The organism is Peribacillus sp. V2I11 (assembly GCF_030817135.1).
GTDB classification, from domain to species: domain Bacteria; phylum Bacillota; class Bacilli; order Bacillales; family DSM-1321; genus Peribacillus; species Peribacillus simplex.
Window position 1 is genome coordinate 1104222 of record NZ_JAUSYW010000001.1, and the last position, 15023, is coordinate 1119244.

Genomic DNA, 15023 nt, shown 5'->3' on the forward strand with positions numbered 1-15023 from the left:
CCTATCTTTAGATAAAAGACAGTATTATTTTTGACAAGGGAGTTTTTGAAAATGAGCAGAATATACAAATTAACCGTTTTTGAACCGTCAGGGGAAAAACTATTGGATGAATCATTTACAGCCGAGAATGATGAACAAGCAAAAGAATTGGGACAAAATATATTGAATGAAAAAAACTATCAAGATCAAACACATCGCTGTACATCACCTTCAGGCGCTTTATTGCTTTTTCATCGCTGATTGAAATGGAAGCGCAATCACTTAAGATGTAATCAATTTTTCTACATTTTCCTTTTAAAACTATATAGGAAAGGCCGTCACAAAAACGTGACGGCCTACAGTTTTTTTATGGCTTGTACTATTTGGCCGTTGTTTCCGCTACAGGCACTCGCTTTCCGCGGGCGGTCCGGGGAGCCTCCTCGGCTAGCGCCTGCGGGGACTCCCTTGGACGCGCTTTTCCCTCAGGAGTCTCGCACACCCGTTCCTATCAACTTTGTTATAACATTTAGATAGAGATCATACCTGAGGAGTTGAAGTTGTCGCTTTGGGTCAGTTGGTTCGGGAACATCATTTGATGAAAGATACGTTTTCCGAACCCCTTTTGTCTACAAACTGGTCTTCACTAAAAAAATGACGGACTTTCTCATTCATTTTCCGCTGAAGTTCGGTTTCCTTTTTTCCACGAAAGCTTTTATTCCCTCTTGGTGGTCAGCTGTTTGGCGCATTTTCATCTGAGCAGCTTTTTCAATCTCAAGCATTTTAATTAATAGTGGGCGATTTTTTTCACTAAGGATCTTTTTCGTTTTAATCATGGCCTGAACCGGGCTTTGCAGCCATGATTGCACCTTCTTCTCTACAGCATGTTCCAAGGTTCCGTCTGCCACTTCATGAATGAGGCCCTTTTCTTTTGCTTCAAGCGCTGTAAGCACTTTACCTTCCCAGATCAATTCTTTCGCACCCACTTCACCAAGACGACGTTCAAGGAAGAAGTGTCCGCCGCCATCAGGGATTAATCCAATCCCGATAAAATTCATCGCAACCTTACTTTCCGAATCGGCAATAAGATGATCGGTTGCAAGAGCTATACTCAACCCAAGCCCTGCAGCTGCACCATGAATGGCACTGATGGTCAATTTAGGCATGAAGTATAGAGTGGTCACCAATTCACTGATTCCATCCATCAGTTCATCGAAAGCGTTTTCTTTTCCAGGCGAGAGCATCATCTTAATGTCACCGCCCGCGGAAAATGCTTTTCCGTTCCCTTTTAAAATGACGACGTCCACTTCATCATTCTCGCTTACTTCCTTAAGGGCATTAATAAAATCATGCAGCATTTTCGGATTTAAAGCATTCATGGCCTCAGGACGGTTCATTGCAACAGTAGCCGTCCTGTCCGAATATGTGACTAAAACAGTGCCTGCAGGTGATGTCGATTCAATACTCAATTTATTTCCTCCTCTTTCGTTCTATGACTCTATTATATATTTTTCAACCATTAACAGAATAGGGTGAAAAGTTATAATTAAACAAATATAGCATTATTAATTGGTATATTTATACTGAAGCTGATCACGCAATGCCCTTTTCAAGAACTTCCCAACACCGGTTTTCGGGATTTCATCCAAAAAGACCACTTCATCCGGCAGCCACCATTTTGCAAACTGCGGTTTTAAAAATTCGATGATGTCCTCCTGGGACACTTGCCCCTTGTATGCGTCCTTCAAAACAACACAGGCAATCGGCCGTTCCTGCCATTTTTCATGAGGCACTGCAATTACCGCCGCCTCAAAGACTCCTTCATGGGCCATTAATGCATTCTCTATATCTACGGAAGAAATCCACTCACCGCCGCTTTTTATCAAGTCCTTAGTCCGGTCGACGATTTTCACGAATCCTTCTTCATCAATTGTGACAACATCCCCCGTATACAGCCAGCCATCTTTAAACGTATCCTCTGACCGCCCATCCTTAAAATACTCATTTGCTATCCAAGGACCCCTGATCAGCAATTCGCCCATTTCTTTTCCATCAGGTTTCACTTCGCCATCCTGACCGATCACTTTAATTTCTATCATTGGCGAAACAATGCCCTGCTTGGCCTTCAGCTCATAAAGTTCTTCTTCAGGGAGGTCTTCCTGATAGCTTTTTGGTTTGGATACAAATACGAGCGGGCTTGTTTCAGTCATTCCATAGGCATGCAGGAATGGTATACCATACTTTTGTTCAAAGGTTTTAATCATGCTTTTCGGAGCAGCCGACCCTCCGCATAAAACAGCACGAATGCTGCTCGTATCATGGCTGCTTTCTTCTAGCTCCTTCAATAAGCCCAGCCATATCGTCGGAACCCCTGCTGCGATTGTAACCTTCTCCGTTTCTATAAGCTCGGCCAAAATCTTTGGGGTGAAATAGGGTCCCGGCAAAACCATCTTCGTTCCAAACCAAACACTGGCAAAAGGCATGCCCCAGGCATTCACATGAAACATGGGCACTACAGGAAGGGCCACATCACGTTCGCTTAATGCTGTAGAATCGGCAAGCCCCAGCGCAATCGCATGCAACAAAATTCCGCGATGTGAATAAACCACACCCTTTGGATTCCCGGTCGTGGCGGAAGTATAACATATGCCGGCAGGTGCATTTTCATCCAAGGTTTGAATGAATGGCTGTTTCGGATTCCCTTCGGCTAATAATTTTTCATAATGATAAATAGGTGAAAGGGTCGTATCGGGCAGCTCCTCTTTATCCGTCATTATGATATAACCTTCCACTGTCGTTAACTCATCTTTAATTGCTTCCAAAAGGGGGATGACATCCGGGTCTATCAATAATAATCGATCCTCCGCACTATTGACGATATAAGAAACATGTTGAGGAGACAGACGCATATTAATCGTATGTAGGACAGCACCATGACAAGGAATCGCAAAATAAGCTTCTAAATGACGATGATGGTTCCAGGCAAGTGTTCCAATACGGTCCCCTGTTTGAATACCGAATTTTTCAAGATTACTTGTCAGCCTTCTTGTACGCTCAGCAATCTCAGCATATGTAAATGTATGAATTCCACCATCCGCACGCGAAACTACCTCTTTCTTAGGAAAATATTTTTCAGCTCTCTCAATGATTTGAGTCATGATCAATGGAGTATCCATCATTACAATCTCCCCCTTATATTAAAAGCATGCCCATTATATATTCGACCAGAAAAAAAATAATCCTTTTTCCCTAGGTGCCTTTTACGATTATTTAAATCCAGCTTTATCTTGATGAAATTTTCAAATAAAAAAAGGATTTAAACCAGATCCTTTCTGTTTGACGACTAAAAGGGGATTCGGAATGGTCTCATCCCGAACCCTGTTTAAGACTAGGTTATACTTCATGGTTTTTTACTGTTTTATGAAACCCCTACTAGATTGAAGAAATTTGCGACACTCCTGCCGAATAACTGGCTAGTCAAGACTCCACAGCCGCTTGCTTTGATGCGGTTTGGCAGACAGTCGGCGGAAAGGGAGCGGATCTCGGAAATCAACTGGAATTTTTCAAAAGCAAAAACTGAAGGCAAACTCGCTTTCTTCGAATTGAAAGGACCTAACCGGTATATATCGGAATCATTTATTAGCAGCGTAATCTGAAAAGTTATTTTTAAACCATCCAAATTTAGTGGTGCAGGCTCTCTGACATATTTTTTATGTTTCTTTCTAGAAAAAAGAGGAAATAGTAAAGATACAATTATATTTAAAGGGAGCTCATTTATGGTAAACAAAATAAACGAAGAACTAGAAGCTTATTGTGCGAGTGAATATTCAAAGCTATCACGGGTGATCGTCTGTGAACCTCGTCATATGGAGATCCGGGAGATCATTAACGAAACTCAAAAAGAGTTTCAAGAAGAAAATATCGATCAGGCACTTGCCTTGAAGCAGCACGCCCAATTTATAAAGGCTCTTGAACATGAAGGGATTGAAGTCATAAAACTTCCGCCAGAATTTACATATCCGGAACAAGTCTTTACGAGAGATATCGGTTTCACTCTTGGCAATACCGTTTACGTTGCTGAGTTGGCAACAGGTATCAGGCAGGGTGAAGAACAAATATTGAAATCCTGGCTCGAAACGAATGGTATCTCATTTTTCAACCTCCTCAAAAGTCATATTGAGGGCGGAGATGTCCTTATTGACGGAAAGACCATCTATATTGGAATCAGTGAAAGAACGGATGAATCATCCGTCAAGCATCTTCAAACCCTATTACCTGAATACGATATCATCGCGGTTCCTTTCATTGAAACATTCCTTCATTTAGATTGTGTTTTCAATATCATATCACCGACAGAGGCGCTTATTTTTCCAGAGTCCTTTACAAAAAAAGAGATGGATTTATTAGCTTCACGTTATGACATGATCGAAGTGACTAAAGAAGAACAATTCACATTAGGAACAAACGTGCTTTCGATTGGGAATAAAAAATTATTCAGTCTTCCTTGTAATAAACAGGTAAATAGTGAGCTTCGTAAACGGGGATACGAAGTCATTGAAGTCGATATAAGCGAAATCATCAAGTCCGGTGGCTCTTTCCGTTGTTGCACAATGCCACTATTGAGAACAACGAATAAGAAGACTGACCAAACCTGAGCAGAATGAAAGAACCCGGACTTGTATGGAAATCCTGGTTCTTTCGCCTTTTTTAAACAAGATGATATCAAACATGTTAAATGTTGCAGTTTGTCGACAAAAGGGTGTTCGGAATAGTCTCATCCCGAACCACGGTTAAGACTAGGATATCCTTCTTGGTTTTTTACTGTTTTATGAAACCCTCACTGGATTTGAAGAAATTTGCGACACTCCTGCCGAATAACTGGCTAGCCGAGACCCCACTGATGTTTGCGGCGAGGAGGCCCGGCAGACAGTCGGCGGAAAGGGAGCGGATTTCTGAAAAAAACTGGAACTTTTTTTAATAAGTAAAAAAATGTAGGCAAACTCGGTTTGTTCGAATTTGTCTGTCTGAAACATTATGTTTAATGTTGATTTTTCTAAAAACAAATGGGACTCTTATGTGATCACTTTATTTTATGGGAAATCACGCATCTGTTTCTTTGGAACAGGAATGATTAAGGGTTTAGTTCTTTTTTAATGCCTCGATACCCTCCATTACACTTTTTAAATTTTCAACATCATTCAATCTGTTTCTTGCATGCAGCAAAACCGGTCTAACTGATTCCACCGAACGTCCAAACTCGTACATCCATTCATATCGAGGAACCATCCAAGTATGAAAATGGTGGGTAGTATCCTCATTGTAAAAATAATAAACGTGTTCTACCCCTAATATTTCCCTTTGAGCTTTTCTAATCTTGGATAATAAGTTTATGTAATCAACCTTTTCTGGTTCATTTAATTCATCAAAGCACTTAATATGGCGTTTAGATGCTAAAATAACTAAACCTTCAATGGTATATGCAACGTCTTGGTGAGCATCAAAATATTCAGATTCGACTATTACACCACCCTCGGCTTCTATTTCTCCACTTGTCAAAGCACAGCTCAAACATTCAACTTCCACCATTTTTCCATTAGATAAAGTAATTTTCCTCATAAGTCCCCCTAAAGATTACACCTTAAAAAGCCGGCTAGTTAAATAACTCTACCTCTGTTGATATTCGGGCACATAAGAGTTCTAAATACAATAAAAAGATGCTTGTCTGGAATTTTGAAAGTGCGGATCTTCTCCTTTTCATTAATGCAACAGTCTTAATATAGTTTCAGAATCCTTTCTATTTAACTGTACATACTGGCTATGTTCATCCTTCGTCAATTCTACAATATTTTCATCAGTATTAACCCAAACATAAAATACAGCCATTTTACCTTCGCTTTTTTCATCATTAAAATAAAAGATGAAGTCCGCCTTAGGATGACCTTTCTCCAACGCGAATTTTTCCCAATCAGCATTCTTCACTATTTCTTTTGTTCTTTCCGTTCTTTCAATTTCTATCTTTTCTTTATATGCTTCGAATTTATAGTTTTTACCTTCATACTTCTGAATGGAAATATGTTCTTGCTTTGTTGTGCAACCTGAAGCTAACGTTATTGATATCAGGCTAAGTGCAACCAGGAACGGTTTCCTTTTCATTACATCATCTCCTCATACCCAAATGGATTAATTATCCAATATATTTCATTATACTAGTCCACTCAAAAGAATAGGAATGTTTATCGATTTATTTACAGCAAAAAACCCTCAAGCTTTTGACTTGAGAGTTCATGAGCCTTGTATCCTTGCATATGGCCTGCATTCAACCAAACCATACAGAAAATAGTTCCTCGTTGACGCCCAGATTGTACATATAATAGATTCCGAAAACCGTGCTTATCACACCTGTCAATCGGATGAGTGAACGATTGACTTTTTTGGAGGAAGAGCTTGTGACAAAGGGGATGCTTAAAATCGTAGTGAACAGAAGCATGCCTATACAAGTACCTACACCAAATATGATAATGTAGATCGCCCCCTGCCACGCTGCATCTATCGTACTTATAGTAAGAAGGACCATTGCAGCACTTCCGGCAAGTCCGTGGACAATTCCCACTAACATCGATCTCAGATAGGTAGCCCGGCCTGTATGGTTATGTTGCTGCGTTTGCTTCCAAGAAAAAATCGTCGTGACGCCTAAATATACCAGCATGATTCCCACAAGAAATTCCAATGACATTGCCCAAGCTTCCGGAATTTCGTTTTTCAAAAGGATCAAGATGACACCGGACACCAAAAGAGTTAGTGTATGCCCGATTCCCCAAAATACGCCTGCAAGTGAAGATTTCCATATTTTCTTGCTTTGGCTTGCAATCGTAGAAACGGCAATGATATGATCGGGTTCCAGAGCATGCTTGATGCCTAATACAAATCCAATCGCTAAAACCAGCAATAAACTCATTTCCATATAACACCGCCTTTCCCTTTACTAATATTTACGATAAAAAATTGGATCCTCCCGACGGACCCTCCTTCGGAAGAGATCCTCACAAACTGAAAATACCTTTTCTATCTGTTGAGTTTGATTTGCCAATACCCGCAGCATCAAACCACGTATTGGCAGCCGGGAAAAACCTATTCTAACATTGCTTCCTAACGGGGAAAGCATTTCATCGAGTTCGGTAATGAATTCCCCATCCACCTCTTGATCTATCAATAATAGCGAGCCAAAATGACTATATCCTTCCAATAAAAGTACAGAGTCCATCTCATCTGAAGGATTCAGAAACAAGTGGTCCATTATCAGCCTTTTACCATCTTGAAACACGTTCATTTTGGAGCGGATCCAATCATATGTAAATGTCCCCCTGCTCTCTGACCATCCTGGTGTAAATATATCAGTTATCAACAATCCCGCTCCGCTTTCCATATGTATCGTCGTATCCTGAATATATCGAGCAGATTCATAGGCAATTAAAGGGTCCTGCACATAGGTAAGGAAACTTTCCTTTTTTAAAACCACCTCGGTTTTCAGCACTGCCGGCTCATCCATCGTTTTGTATATCTTTGTCGCAGACTGTGTCGTCAATGTCATTGTAGCCCCTTCTTCCAAACAAAAAAGCTGATGGTACTTGTCACCACCTACATAGCCGCCTCCAACATGAATGAGAAAATAGGTAGGTGAAAGTTCATCAAGAAACACAGGACGGGACAATTTGAATGCCCCGTCATAATAAGCATCACTCACTATCGTTCGAGCATTTTTCAGTACCGCCTTTAAGCGAATGCTGCCTGTCCAACTCACTGCTCAAGACCTACTAGAAACACCTCTGACTTTATCCAGTTCACGACATCAGTCAAACCCTTTTCGTCTTTTAAGTTAGTAAAAAAGAAAGGTTTATCCCCTCGGGTCGTTAATGTATCCCTCTCCATCACTTCCAGGCTTGCTCCTACATACGGGGCCAAGTCCGTTTTATTAATGATGAATAAATCCGATTTAATCATTCCCTGGCCACCTTTCCGAGGGATTTTCTCCCCTTGTGCGACATCAATGATATAGATTGAAAAGTCAACGAGTTCAGGGCTGAAGGTCGCCGCTAAATTATCACCGCCGCTCTCCACAAAAATCAAATCCAGTTCCGGATGGAGTTCCATCAATTCATCAATGGCTGCAAAATTCATCGAGGCGTCCTCACGTATCGCTGTATGTGGACAGCCGCCGGTTTCCACACCAATGATCCGATTTTCAGGAAGTACACCATTTTTCATTAAAAACAGCGCATCTTCCTTTGTATATATATCATTCGTTACAACTGCCATGCTGAAGTCATTTTCCATTACCCGTGTCAACTTCTCGACAAGCATCGTTTTTCCGGCACCAACCGGGCCGCCTACACCTATTTTGACTACTTGTTTCATCTATCATCGATTTACCTCCATATGAGGCAAACCTGTCACCTCTTTTCTGGTTAACTCATAAATAGTCTTACATGTAAACCCTCATGCCTCATTTGGGCGATTTCCAATCCCGGCAGTGTCCGTCCGAGTTCATCCTCCCGAAGTCCTTTAATAAATGTAACGGCTGTCTGGATGACCTCATGTGTCCATAATAACAAGGATTGTCCAGCTGTCTGACCCAAAGGGATTCCTCTTACTGCATTTTGGATAAGCGAGGACACGGCTGCATACAAACAGGCATGAATGGCCATTTCTACGGTAAGGTTCAGTTCGTTACACACAAGCGCAAATACAATGGCCGGATGTCCATAGCATTGTTTTCCTTGGATTTTCTTCAAGTATGCCGATAACTCTTCGGATGGGTATAAGTTCGAGCATAATTTAGCCATCTGCTGTCCAATTCTTTTCGAGGCTTCCCTGGATTCCCGGGCGGAACATGCGGCATAAAGCAGCTCATCCAGATCCCATATTCCTTCAGCCCTATGACTACTTACGAATTCATATGCAAGCCGGCACCCCAGTCCATCTGTATAGGTTAAAGATTTAGAAATGTATACCTTCAAAAACGCCTTTAAAGAAGTTGCATCATGGATCTTCCCTTCTTGAATGTAAGTCTCCATCCCGAATGAATGGGAGAACGACCCAGAAGGAAAATTGGAATCACAAAGCTGGATCAACGGAAACAAACGTTCAATCATGTGAATGGCCGATATGACGGAATGCCTGCTTCACCTTTCTCTTTTCACGACGAAACGGTATATCAAGTTCCATTAATAGCTCTTCCACCAGGTAATCATATTGAACAAGCATTTCATCCCCATCAAATTGGGCAGGTAAGTGGCGATTTCCCAATTGATGCGCTATATCGCCCATCTGCCCTAGAGTTGTAGGCAAGATCGTCAAAATATCGTCATCTATCGTATGGATCACGATCATATTATTTTCATCCATATAAAGGATGTCGCCATCCATCAAATCCTTGTTTTCTTTAAGGCGTATCCCAATTTCATTTCCATGATCCGTTTTAACCCTTAGTATCCGTTTTCTTAATGCATCGCTTTCCAGATAAACCTTTTCCATATGTTTCGCTTTTTTTTCAATAAACTCTATATTTCCCAATACTTCTTCAACTATCATGTCATCACCTCAGAATAAAAAGTATCGTTGCGCCATAGGCAGGATTTCCGCTGGCTCACACGTAATTAAATCACCATCCACCGTCACTTCATATGTTTGCGGATCAACATCTATGACGGGGGTCTCCCCGTTTAACTTCATATCTTTTTTTGTAAGATGGCGAATGTTCGAGACAGTCTTCACTATTTTTTTCAAACCCAGGTCATCATGAATTCCCGCTTCATATGACGCTTTTGATAGGAACGTAATCGACGTACTCGCAACGGCCTTTCCAAAACTTGCAAACATCGGGCGGTATAACACGGGTTGAGGCGTTGGAATCGAAGCATTCGGATCCCCCATCATACTGTGCGCGATCATGCCCCCTTTTAGAATCATATCCGGTTTAACCCCGAAAAAGGCAGGATCCCATAGCACTAAGTCTGCGAATTTCCCTTCTTCCACAGAACCGACGACATCAGAAATCCCATGTGTAATTGCAGGATTTATCGTATATTTGGCAATATAACGCTTAACGCGGAAATTGTCCCCTTCCCCTGTATCCTCCAGCATTTTGCCACGCTGCTTTTTCATCTTATCGGCCGTCTGCCATGTTCGCAGTATAACTTCCCCTACACGTCCCATCGCTTGGGAATCGGAGCTGATCATGCTAAAGACGCCCAGGTCATGAAGAATGTCTTCAGCTGCAATAGTCTCTTTTCTTATCCGGGAATCGGCAAAAGCAATATCTTCCGGAACGGATGGATCCAAATGATGGCATACCATCAGCATATCCAAATGCTCTTCCAACGTATTGATGGTGTATGGACGGGTAGGATTCGTCGAGGACGGGAGAATATTGGGATAACTAGCCGCCTTGATGATATCAGGGGCATGCCCCCCGCCCGCTCCTTCGGTATGATATGTATGGATGACACGGCCGTCGATCGCTCTGATCGTATCCTCGACGAAACCACCTTCATTAAGCGTGTCGGAATGAATCGCCACTTGAACATCGTATTCGTCAGCCACCATTAAACTTGTATCGATCGCTGCAGCCGTCGTGCCCCAATCTTCATGTAATTTCAGCCCGATCGCACCAGCCTCGATTTGCTCAGCAAGCGGTTCTTTGGCCGAGGAATTGCCTTTACCCAAAAAACCGAGATTCATAGGGAAATGATCTGCCGCTTCGAGCATTTTATGTATATTCCAAGCTCCCGGAGTACACGTCGTGGCGTTCGTTCCCGTTGCAGGTCCGGTTCCCCCACCGATCATTGTCGTGATCCCGCTTGACAGTGCAGTCTCGATTTGCTGCGGGGCAATGAAATGGATGTGGGCATCAATACCACCAGCTGTAACGATCTTTCCTTCAGCTGCAATTATTTCGGTAGCTGCTCCTATCACCATTGTCACCCCATCCATCAATAGGGGATTTCCCGCTTTTCCTATAGCTGCAATATTTCCATCCTTCACGCCAATGTCCGCTTTATAAATGCCTGTATAATCGATGATGATCGCGTTGGTGAAAACAAGATCCATCACCTCATCTCTTGAAGCGGTTGGATGTTGCCCCATACCATCACGGATCACTTTACCCCCGCCAAATTTCACTTCATCCCCGTACTTTGTAAAATCCTTTTCCACTTCTATGAAAAGCTCGGTATCTGCCAATCTAATTAAATCCCCTGTTGTCGGACCAAACATGTCGGCATATTGCTTACGTGACATTTCATGACTCATATTTTCACTCCTTATCAAGCGGACCATTCGTTTTATTGCTTAATCCATAAACTTCTCTCTTGCCGCTGAATGGGACCAGTTCGATTTCCTTCGCATCGCCTGGCTCAAAACGTACAGCTGTACCGGCAGGAATGTTCAGCCTTTTCCCAAAAGCATTCTCACGAATGAACTCCAGTCCAAGATTCACTTCATAAAAGTGAAAGTGTGAGCCAATCTGTATCGGACGGTCTCCCCTGTTGATGACTGTTATGACCGTTGAAACCTTTCCCTCGTTACATACGACCGGTTCTTTTTTCAAGATATATTCACCTGGTATCATGGCCTCCTCCTCCTCCTTACTGAATCGGATTATGAACAGTCACAAGCTTTGTACCATCCGGAAACGTTGCCTCAACTTGTATATCATGAATAATCTCAGGAATCCCATCCATAACATCTTCACTTGAAAGAATCGTCCTGCCAAATTGCATCAGTTCCGATACTGATTTCCCATCCCTGGCCCCTTCGACTATTTCATAGGTAATCAAAGCAATGGATTCCGGATAGTTCAATTTCAAGCCGCGATCTTTTCGCCTTCTTGCCAAATCTGCCGCCACTACAACCATTAACTTTTCCTGTTCCCTTGCTGTTAAGCGCATACCCTCTCTCCTTTTGCCAAACTATACCGCCAAATATTCCAAGTCCCCCCCATTAAATTGGGATGCACTCTTCCCTTGCAATAAATTCATGCACTGACTTCAGTTACCATCATCTTGTTTCTCTTTCCGCACCTTAACTTTACATCGTTACGTAAGTTTATCTGACATTATTTTAATTATAATGAATTATCTGACAATTACAACCCTTAAAATGAAATAAATTGTAAATTGATAAGCCTTTCCCTTTTGAAAAGGCTTATCCAAAATTTGATAATATTGAAATATCCTTGCTATAATTTCATGAGATAGCTGTAAGAAAAAACAAGATTGAAAGGGGAATGTAAAATGAATTATGTTAAAAATCAACTGACAGCCATGCGCGGCAATCTTTTAAAAGAAATCGAGGGAATCAATCCAGAGTTTATGGATGTGCAGCCTGAAGGATTTAATAATACAATCCATTGGCACATTGGACATGTCCTTACTGCTGCGGAAAAATTTTTATTGAACTCCAACAGCAATTTGCCAGCGAATTACAGCCAGCTATTCGGATATGGTTCAAAACCTGCCGACTGGACCGGGGATGTGCCTACCGTTGAAGTTTTAAAGCAACAGTTGCATGAACAACTTGATCGACTTCTTGAAATTCCGGAAGAACGAGTGACAGAAAAAACGGAACAGCCTTTCAACGGAATGGAAACAGTGGGAGAATTCATTAATTTTGTAGTCTTGCACGAAACCAATCATATAGGCCAAATTCACGCAATGAAACTATTCATACAATCCAATAACTGAGATTAAGTAACTGTCACTCTGTTTTTCTAATAAAAACGAGTGGCAGTTTTTTTATTTAAGACGGAAATTCACCAGTCAAATATGCTGCTTTAATAACTAATGGCTTCAGACATGTGAGTATGGATGGTGTACTAGATGCTCCGAATTTACGAGTAAAAGCTCCAAACTCACGAATAAACGCATTAAATTCACGAGTAAAATCACGAAACACTGAGTAAACGCTCCAAACTTCGACTACGTAGTCCAATCACACGAATAACGTTCGAATTCACGAGTAAACGCGCCAAACTTACGAGTAAAAAGCACGAAGCTCATGAGAAAACGCTCCAAACTTCAATTATGTGGTCCAATCACAGAGTAACGCTCGAATTCACGAGTATTTGCTCCAAACTCGTGAGTTTGGATGCTTTTACGGGTCCAATCGACGCCAAGCTACGTTTGAACGACGCTCCAATTCATTAAATCAAAAGGAGCCCCGCTCTTTAAGCGAGGGCCCTCATCTGTTCATTCTCTTTCCGTAAAGCGAAGTATTCGCCTCTTCAAGTCATCTGGTCCTGGTTATCCATATAATCACTGTATGCCTTTTCCGCTGCGGCTTCCGATGTGAACAAAGCATCATTATCCTCAATCGTATGAAATGTATCGTTCAGGAACAAGGCAACTGCATTGGGATCTTTGGGATGCGGAACAATTTCCGCTGCCCTTATATTCGAAACGGTAGGAACATGGGGATTATTATAAATCACAAACACCTCGTCACCGACTTGCACTTCTTTTGCATTGATTACACCCATTGAATTCTTCCTTTCCATTACTTATTTTCCTTTAGTTTATGGAAGGAAGCTTTTAATTATTATGAAATATAACAGGCCTCGCAAGCGGCATTATCTGAATGGGGCCCCTTCTATATGAAGGAGCCCCGCCATTCACTTAAGCATATTCATCTTTTGTAAAAAATCGATCGGATGCTGTTTTCGGAAAAATTCCCTCAGCATATAGGCAACACCATCTTGATCATTGGAGCGCGTCACCCATTTTGCAACTTTCCTTACTTCCTCATCCGCATTGCCCATGGCGACTCCCAGACCAGAACCGGCAATCATATCCATATCATCCAAACCATCTCCGATCGAGACGATTTCCGTTCTTTTCACCTCTAAATGGTCAGCTAAATACAATACACCACTCCATTTGGAAACACCCTTCGGAACGATTGTCACTTTATGTCCTGGATGTAAGATTGCATCCACTTCAGGGAACATTTCCTTTATCAGTTTCAATATATCATTTCGATCGCTTTTTTCTGAAAATATTATGTCCATCTTCGTCGGGGCCATCGGCTGGTCAAAAAGCTCTTCACTGATATCGTCCACATAATTTTGAGCATAAATATTTTGATCATTCATATACATAATCGTTTTACCAAGCAAATTCTCCGGAAGGTTCACCCGATTGCCCAGCGAGTATTTTTCATGAATGAGTAATATTTGGCACGTGGTCTTTTCAAGCATTTGCACGAGCTCTGCAGTCAGTTCTTCTGATATTCTTTTTACCATTATAGGCTTTTCTATGGAAGCTCCGACAAAGGCCCCTTGCTGAGCAACGATCATCGGATTTATTTTTAGGGCTTTGGCCACTTTTTTTGCTGAGTGATAGTTTCTTGACGTCACAAGTGCAACATGGACACCTTTTTGGTGAACATAATCTATTGCTTCTTTAGTCGATTTATTTAAACGGCCATTCGACTGGAGCAATGTCCCGTCGATATTGACCGCAAGTAGTCGATATACCATGCTGATCTCCCCCATCTGTAGTATCCTCTTTCAAATTTATGACTAAAATTTCGAGAATAGAACAAATAGTGGTTCATGACCCTTGCACCGGTGCTTTCAGGGAACAAAAAAACCCCCAACCATTATAGAAGGGAGTCTCCAACAGCTTATTGCTGTTGTTCAGGCAAGCCATATAAATCTTCAAGCGGCTTCATGATAATTTTATTGAGGTCTGCGATGACCATGCTCATCCGTTGTTCAGCTTCCATCAATTGTGAAATGGTTGGGTTTTGTTGGACAAGCTGTACCGTCTTTTGCGCTTGCTCAACTTCTTCCGGTGCAATCTCCTGTCCAATCATTTGCTTTTGCTGCAATGACATCTGCAGATTACGGAAGTTTTCAAACATTCCTTTTGTTGCTTCATCAGAATTGACAAGATCATATAAGCGTTGCAAATCGGCATATTCATTACTTGCCCTAATCGCCTTTTCCATTTCATACGCTGCATCATATACGTTACTCATTTTTTTCCCCT

General features: G+C 41.7%; 18 protein-coding genes. 3 read left to right on the top strand and 15 right to left on the bottom strand.

All coding sequences use genetic code 11. From position 1 onward, the window contains the following. Positions 1–51: 51 nt before the first annotated feature. Positions 52–240, top strand: a complete 189-nt coding sequence (locus tag QFZ73_RS05355) for a YhzD family protein (RefSeq protein WP_251433362.1) — start codon at positions 52–54, stop codon at positions 238–240. Positions 241–647: 407 nt separating this feature from the next. On the opposite strand, the gene QFZ73_RS05360 is transcribed toward QFZ73_RS05355, so the two are convergent. Further along, positions 648–1445: an enoyl-CoA hydratase gene (locus QFZ73_RS05360; protein WP_251433360.1), complete on the bottom strand. Its 798-nt coding sequence runs from the start codon at positions 1443–1445 to the stop codon at positions 648–650. Between the two features lie 96 nt (positions 1446–1541). After that, positions 1542–3155, bottom strand: a complete 1614-nt coding sequence (locus QFZ73_RS05365; protein ID WP_307263846.1) for a long-chain fatty acid--CoA ligase — start codon at positions 3153–3155, stop codon at positions 1542–1544. 597 nt (positions 3156–3752) lie between these two features. Here QFZ73_RS05365 and QFZ73_RS05370 point away from each other — a divergent pair. Beyond that, entirely contained in the window at positions 3753–4631 is an 879-nt protein-coding gene (locus QFZ73_RS05370; protein WP_307263849.1) for a dimethylarginine dimethylaminohydrolase family protein, read from the top strand. A 484-nt stretch (positions 4632–5115) separates the two neighbouring features. Here QFZ73_RS05370 and QFZ73_RS05375 read toward each other — a convergent pair whose 3' ends face one another. From QFZ73_RS05375 to QFZ73_RS05420, 10 genes are all read right to left on the bottom strand, one after another. Then, on the bottom strand, positions 5116–5592 hold the full coding sequence (locus tag QFZ73_RS05375) for an HIT family protein (protein WP_307263852.1): 477 nt from the start codon (positions 5590–5592) through the stop codon (positions 5116–5118). A 141-nt stretch (positions 5593–5733) separates the two neighbouring features. Continuing rightward, positions 5734–6129 (bottom strand): hypothetical protein, encoded by a 396-nt coding sequence (locus QFZ73_RS05380; RefSeq protein ID WP_251433348.1) that lies wholly within the window; start codon positions 6127–6129, stop codon positions 5734–5736. Between the two features lie 163 nt (positions 6130–6292). After that, on the bottom strand, positions 6293–6937 hold the full coding sequence (locus QFZ73_RS05385) for an urease accessory protein UreH domain-containing protein (protein WP_307263858.1): 645 nt from the start codon (positions 6935–6937) through the stop codon (positions 6293–6295). A gap of 21 nt (positions 6938–6958) precedes the next feature. After that, positions 6959–7774 carry an urease accessory protein UreD gene (locus QFZ73_RS05390; RefSeq protein ID WP_307263861.1) on the bottom strand — a complete coding sequence of 272 codons (816 nt, stop codon included), beginning with the start codon at positions 7772–7774 and terminating at the stop codon, positions 6959–6961. After that, positions 7771–8388 (bottom strand): urease accessory protein UreG, encoded by a 618-nt coding sequence (ureG, locus tag QFZ73_RS05395; protein ID WP_251433339.1) that lies wholly within the window; start codon positions 8386–8388, stop codon positions 7771–7773. Before ureG ends, QFZ73_RS05390 begins: the two co-directional genes overlap by 4 nt. A gap of 50 nt (positions 8389–8438) precedes the next feature. Continuing rightward, positions 8439–9125 (bottom strand): urease accessory protein UreF, encoded by a 687-nt coding sequence (locus QFZ73_RS05400; RefSeq protein WP_307263865.1) that lies wholly within the window; start codon positions 9123–9125, stop codon positions 8439–8441. Next, entirely contained in the window at positions 9118–9564 is a 447-nt protein-coding gene (ureE, locus tag QFZ73_RS05405) for an urease accessory protein UreE (RefSeq protein ID WP_063232276.1), read from the bottom strand. Before ureE ends, QFZ73_RS05400 begins: the two co-directional genes overlap by 8 nt. 9 nt (positions 9565–9573) lie before the next feature. After that, entirely contained in the window at positions 9574–11283 is a 1710-nt protein-coding gene (gene ureC / locus QFZ73_RS05410) for an urease subunit alpha (RefSeq protein ID WP_251433333.1), read from the bottom strand. Positions 11284–11287: 4 nt separating this feature from the next. Further along, a complete protein-coding gene (locus tag QFZ73_RS05415; protein ID WP_251433330.1) occupies positions 11288–11602 on the bottom strand; it encodes an urease subunit beta in 315 nt (104 codons plus the stop codon). A gap of 16 nt (positions 11603–11618) precedes the next feature. Further along, positions 11619–11921 carry an urease subunit gamma gene (locus QFZ73_RS05420; RefSeq protein ID WP_048687392.1) on the bottom strand — a complete coding sequence of 101 codons (303 nt, stop codon included), beginning with the start codon at positions 11919–11921 and terminating at the stop codon, positions 11619–11621. A 345-nt stretch (positions 11922–12266) separates the two neighbouring features. On the opposite strand from QFZ73_RS05420, the gene QFZ73_RS05425 reads away from it, so the two are divergent. After that, positions 12267–12716, top strand: coding sequence for a DinB family protein (locus tag QFZ73_RS05425; RefSeq protein ID WP_307263876.1), 450 nt, complete (start codon positions 12267–12269; stop codon positions 12714–12716). A 539-nt stretch (positions 12717–13255) separates the two neighbouring features. Here the strand turns inward: QFZ73_RS05425 and QFZ73_RS05430 are convergent. The 3 genes from QFZ73_RS05430 to QFZ73_RS05440 all read right to left on the bottom strand — a co-directional run bounded on the left by QFZ73_RS05430 (position 13256) and on the right by QFZ73_RS05440 (position 15012). Further along, on the bottom strand, positions 13256–13528 hold the full coding sequence (locus QFZ73_RS05430; RefSeq protein WP_251433325.1) for a transcriptional regulator SplA domain-containing protein: 273 nt from the start codon (positions 13526–13528) through the stop codon (positions 13256–13258). A 114-nt stretch (positions 13529–13642) separates the two neighbouring features. Continuing rightward, positions 13643–14509 carry a Cof-type HAD-IIB family hydrolase gene (locus tag QFZ73_RS05435; protein ID WP_307263880.1) on the bottom strand — a complete coding sequence of 289 codons (867 nt, stop codon included), beginning with the start codon at positions 14507–14509 and terminating at the stop codon, positions 13643–13645. Between the two features lie 146 nt (positions 14510–14655). Beyond that, the gene (locus QFZ73_RS05440; RefSeq protein WP_307263882.1) at positions 14656–15012 is read right to left on the bottom strand and encodes a YlbF/YmcA family competence regulator; all 357 of its coding nucleotides are present in this window, start codon (positions 15010–15012) and stop codon (positions 14656–14658) included. Between the last annotated feature and the right edge of the window lie 11 nt (positions 15013–15023).

What these genes read in the sequence shown, in the direction of transcription:
- QFZ73_RS05355 (WP_251433362.1), top strand. Translation starts at nt 52, where the DNA reads ATGAGCAGAATATACAAATTAACCGTTTTTGAACCGTCAGGGGAAAAA.
- QFZ73_RS05365 (WP_307263846.1), bottom strand. Translation starts at nt 3,155, where the DNA reads ATGATGGATACTCCATTGATCATGACTCAAATCATTGAGAGAGCTGAA.
- QFZ73_RS05370 (WP_307263849.1), top strand. Translation starts at nt 3,753, where the DNA reads ATGGTAAACAAAATAAACGAAGAACTAGAAGCTTATTGTGCGAGTGAA.
- QFZ73_RS05375 (WP_307263852.1), bottom strand. Translation starts at nt 5,592, where the DNA reads ATGAGGAAAATTACTTTATCTAATGGAAAAATGGTGGAAGTTGAATGT.
- QFZ73_RS05380 (WP_251433348.1), bottom strand. Translation starts at nt 6,129, where the DNA reads ATGAAAAGGAAACCGTTCCTGGTTGCACTTAGCCTGATATCAATAACG.
- QFZ73_RS05385 (WP_307263858.1), bottom strand. Translation starts at nt 6,937, where the DNA reads ATGGAAATGAGTTTATTGCTGGTTTTAGCGATTGGATTTGTATTAGGC.
- ureG (WP_251433339.1), bottom strand. Translation starts at nt 8,388, where the DNA reads ATGAAACAAGTAGTCAAAATAGGTGTAGGCGGCCCGGTTGGTGCCGGA.
- QFZ73_RS05400 (WP_307263865.1), bottom strand. Translation starts at nt 9,125, where the DNA reads ATGATTGAACGTTTGTTTCCGTTGATCCAGCTTTGTGATTCCAATTTT.
- ureE (WP_063232276.1), bottom strand. Translation starts at nt 9,564, where the DNA reads ATGATAGTTGAAGAAGTATTGGGAAATATAGAGTTTATTGAAAAAAAA.
- ureC (WP_251433333.1), bottom strand. Translation starts at nt 11,283, where the DNA reads ATGAGTCATGAAATGTCACGTAAGCAATATGCCGACATGTTTGGTCCG.
- QFZ73_RS05415 (WP_251433330.1), bottom strand. Translation starts at nt 11,602, where the DNA reads ATGATACCAGGTGAATATATCTTGAAAAAAGAACCGGTCGTATGTAAC.
- QFZ73_RS05420 (WP_048687392.1), bottom strand. Translation starts at nt 11,921, where the DNA reads ATGCGCTTAACAGCAAGGGAACAGGAAAAGTTAATGGTTGTAGTGGCG.
- QFZ73_RS05425 (WP_307263876.1), top strand. Translation starts at nt 12,267, where the DNA reads ATGAATTATGTTAAAAATCAACTGACAGCCATGCGCGGCAATCTTTTA.
- QFZ73_RS05430 (WP_251433325.1), bottom strand. Translation starts at nt 13,528, where the DNA reads ATGGAAAGGAAGAATTCAATGGGTGTAATCAATGCAAAAGAAGTGCAA.
- QFZ73_RS05435 (WP_307263880.1), bottom strand. Translation starts at nt 14,509, where the DNA reads ATGGTATATCGACTACTTGCGGTCAATATCGACGGGACATTGCTCCAG.
- QFZ73_RS05440 (WP_307263882.1), bottom strand. Translation starts at nt 15,012, where the DNA reads ATGAGTAACGTATATGATGCAGCGTATGAAATGGAAAAGGCGATTAGG.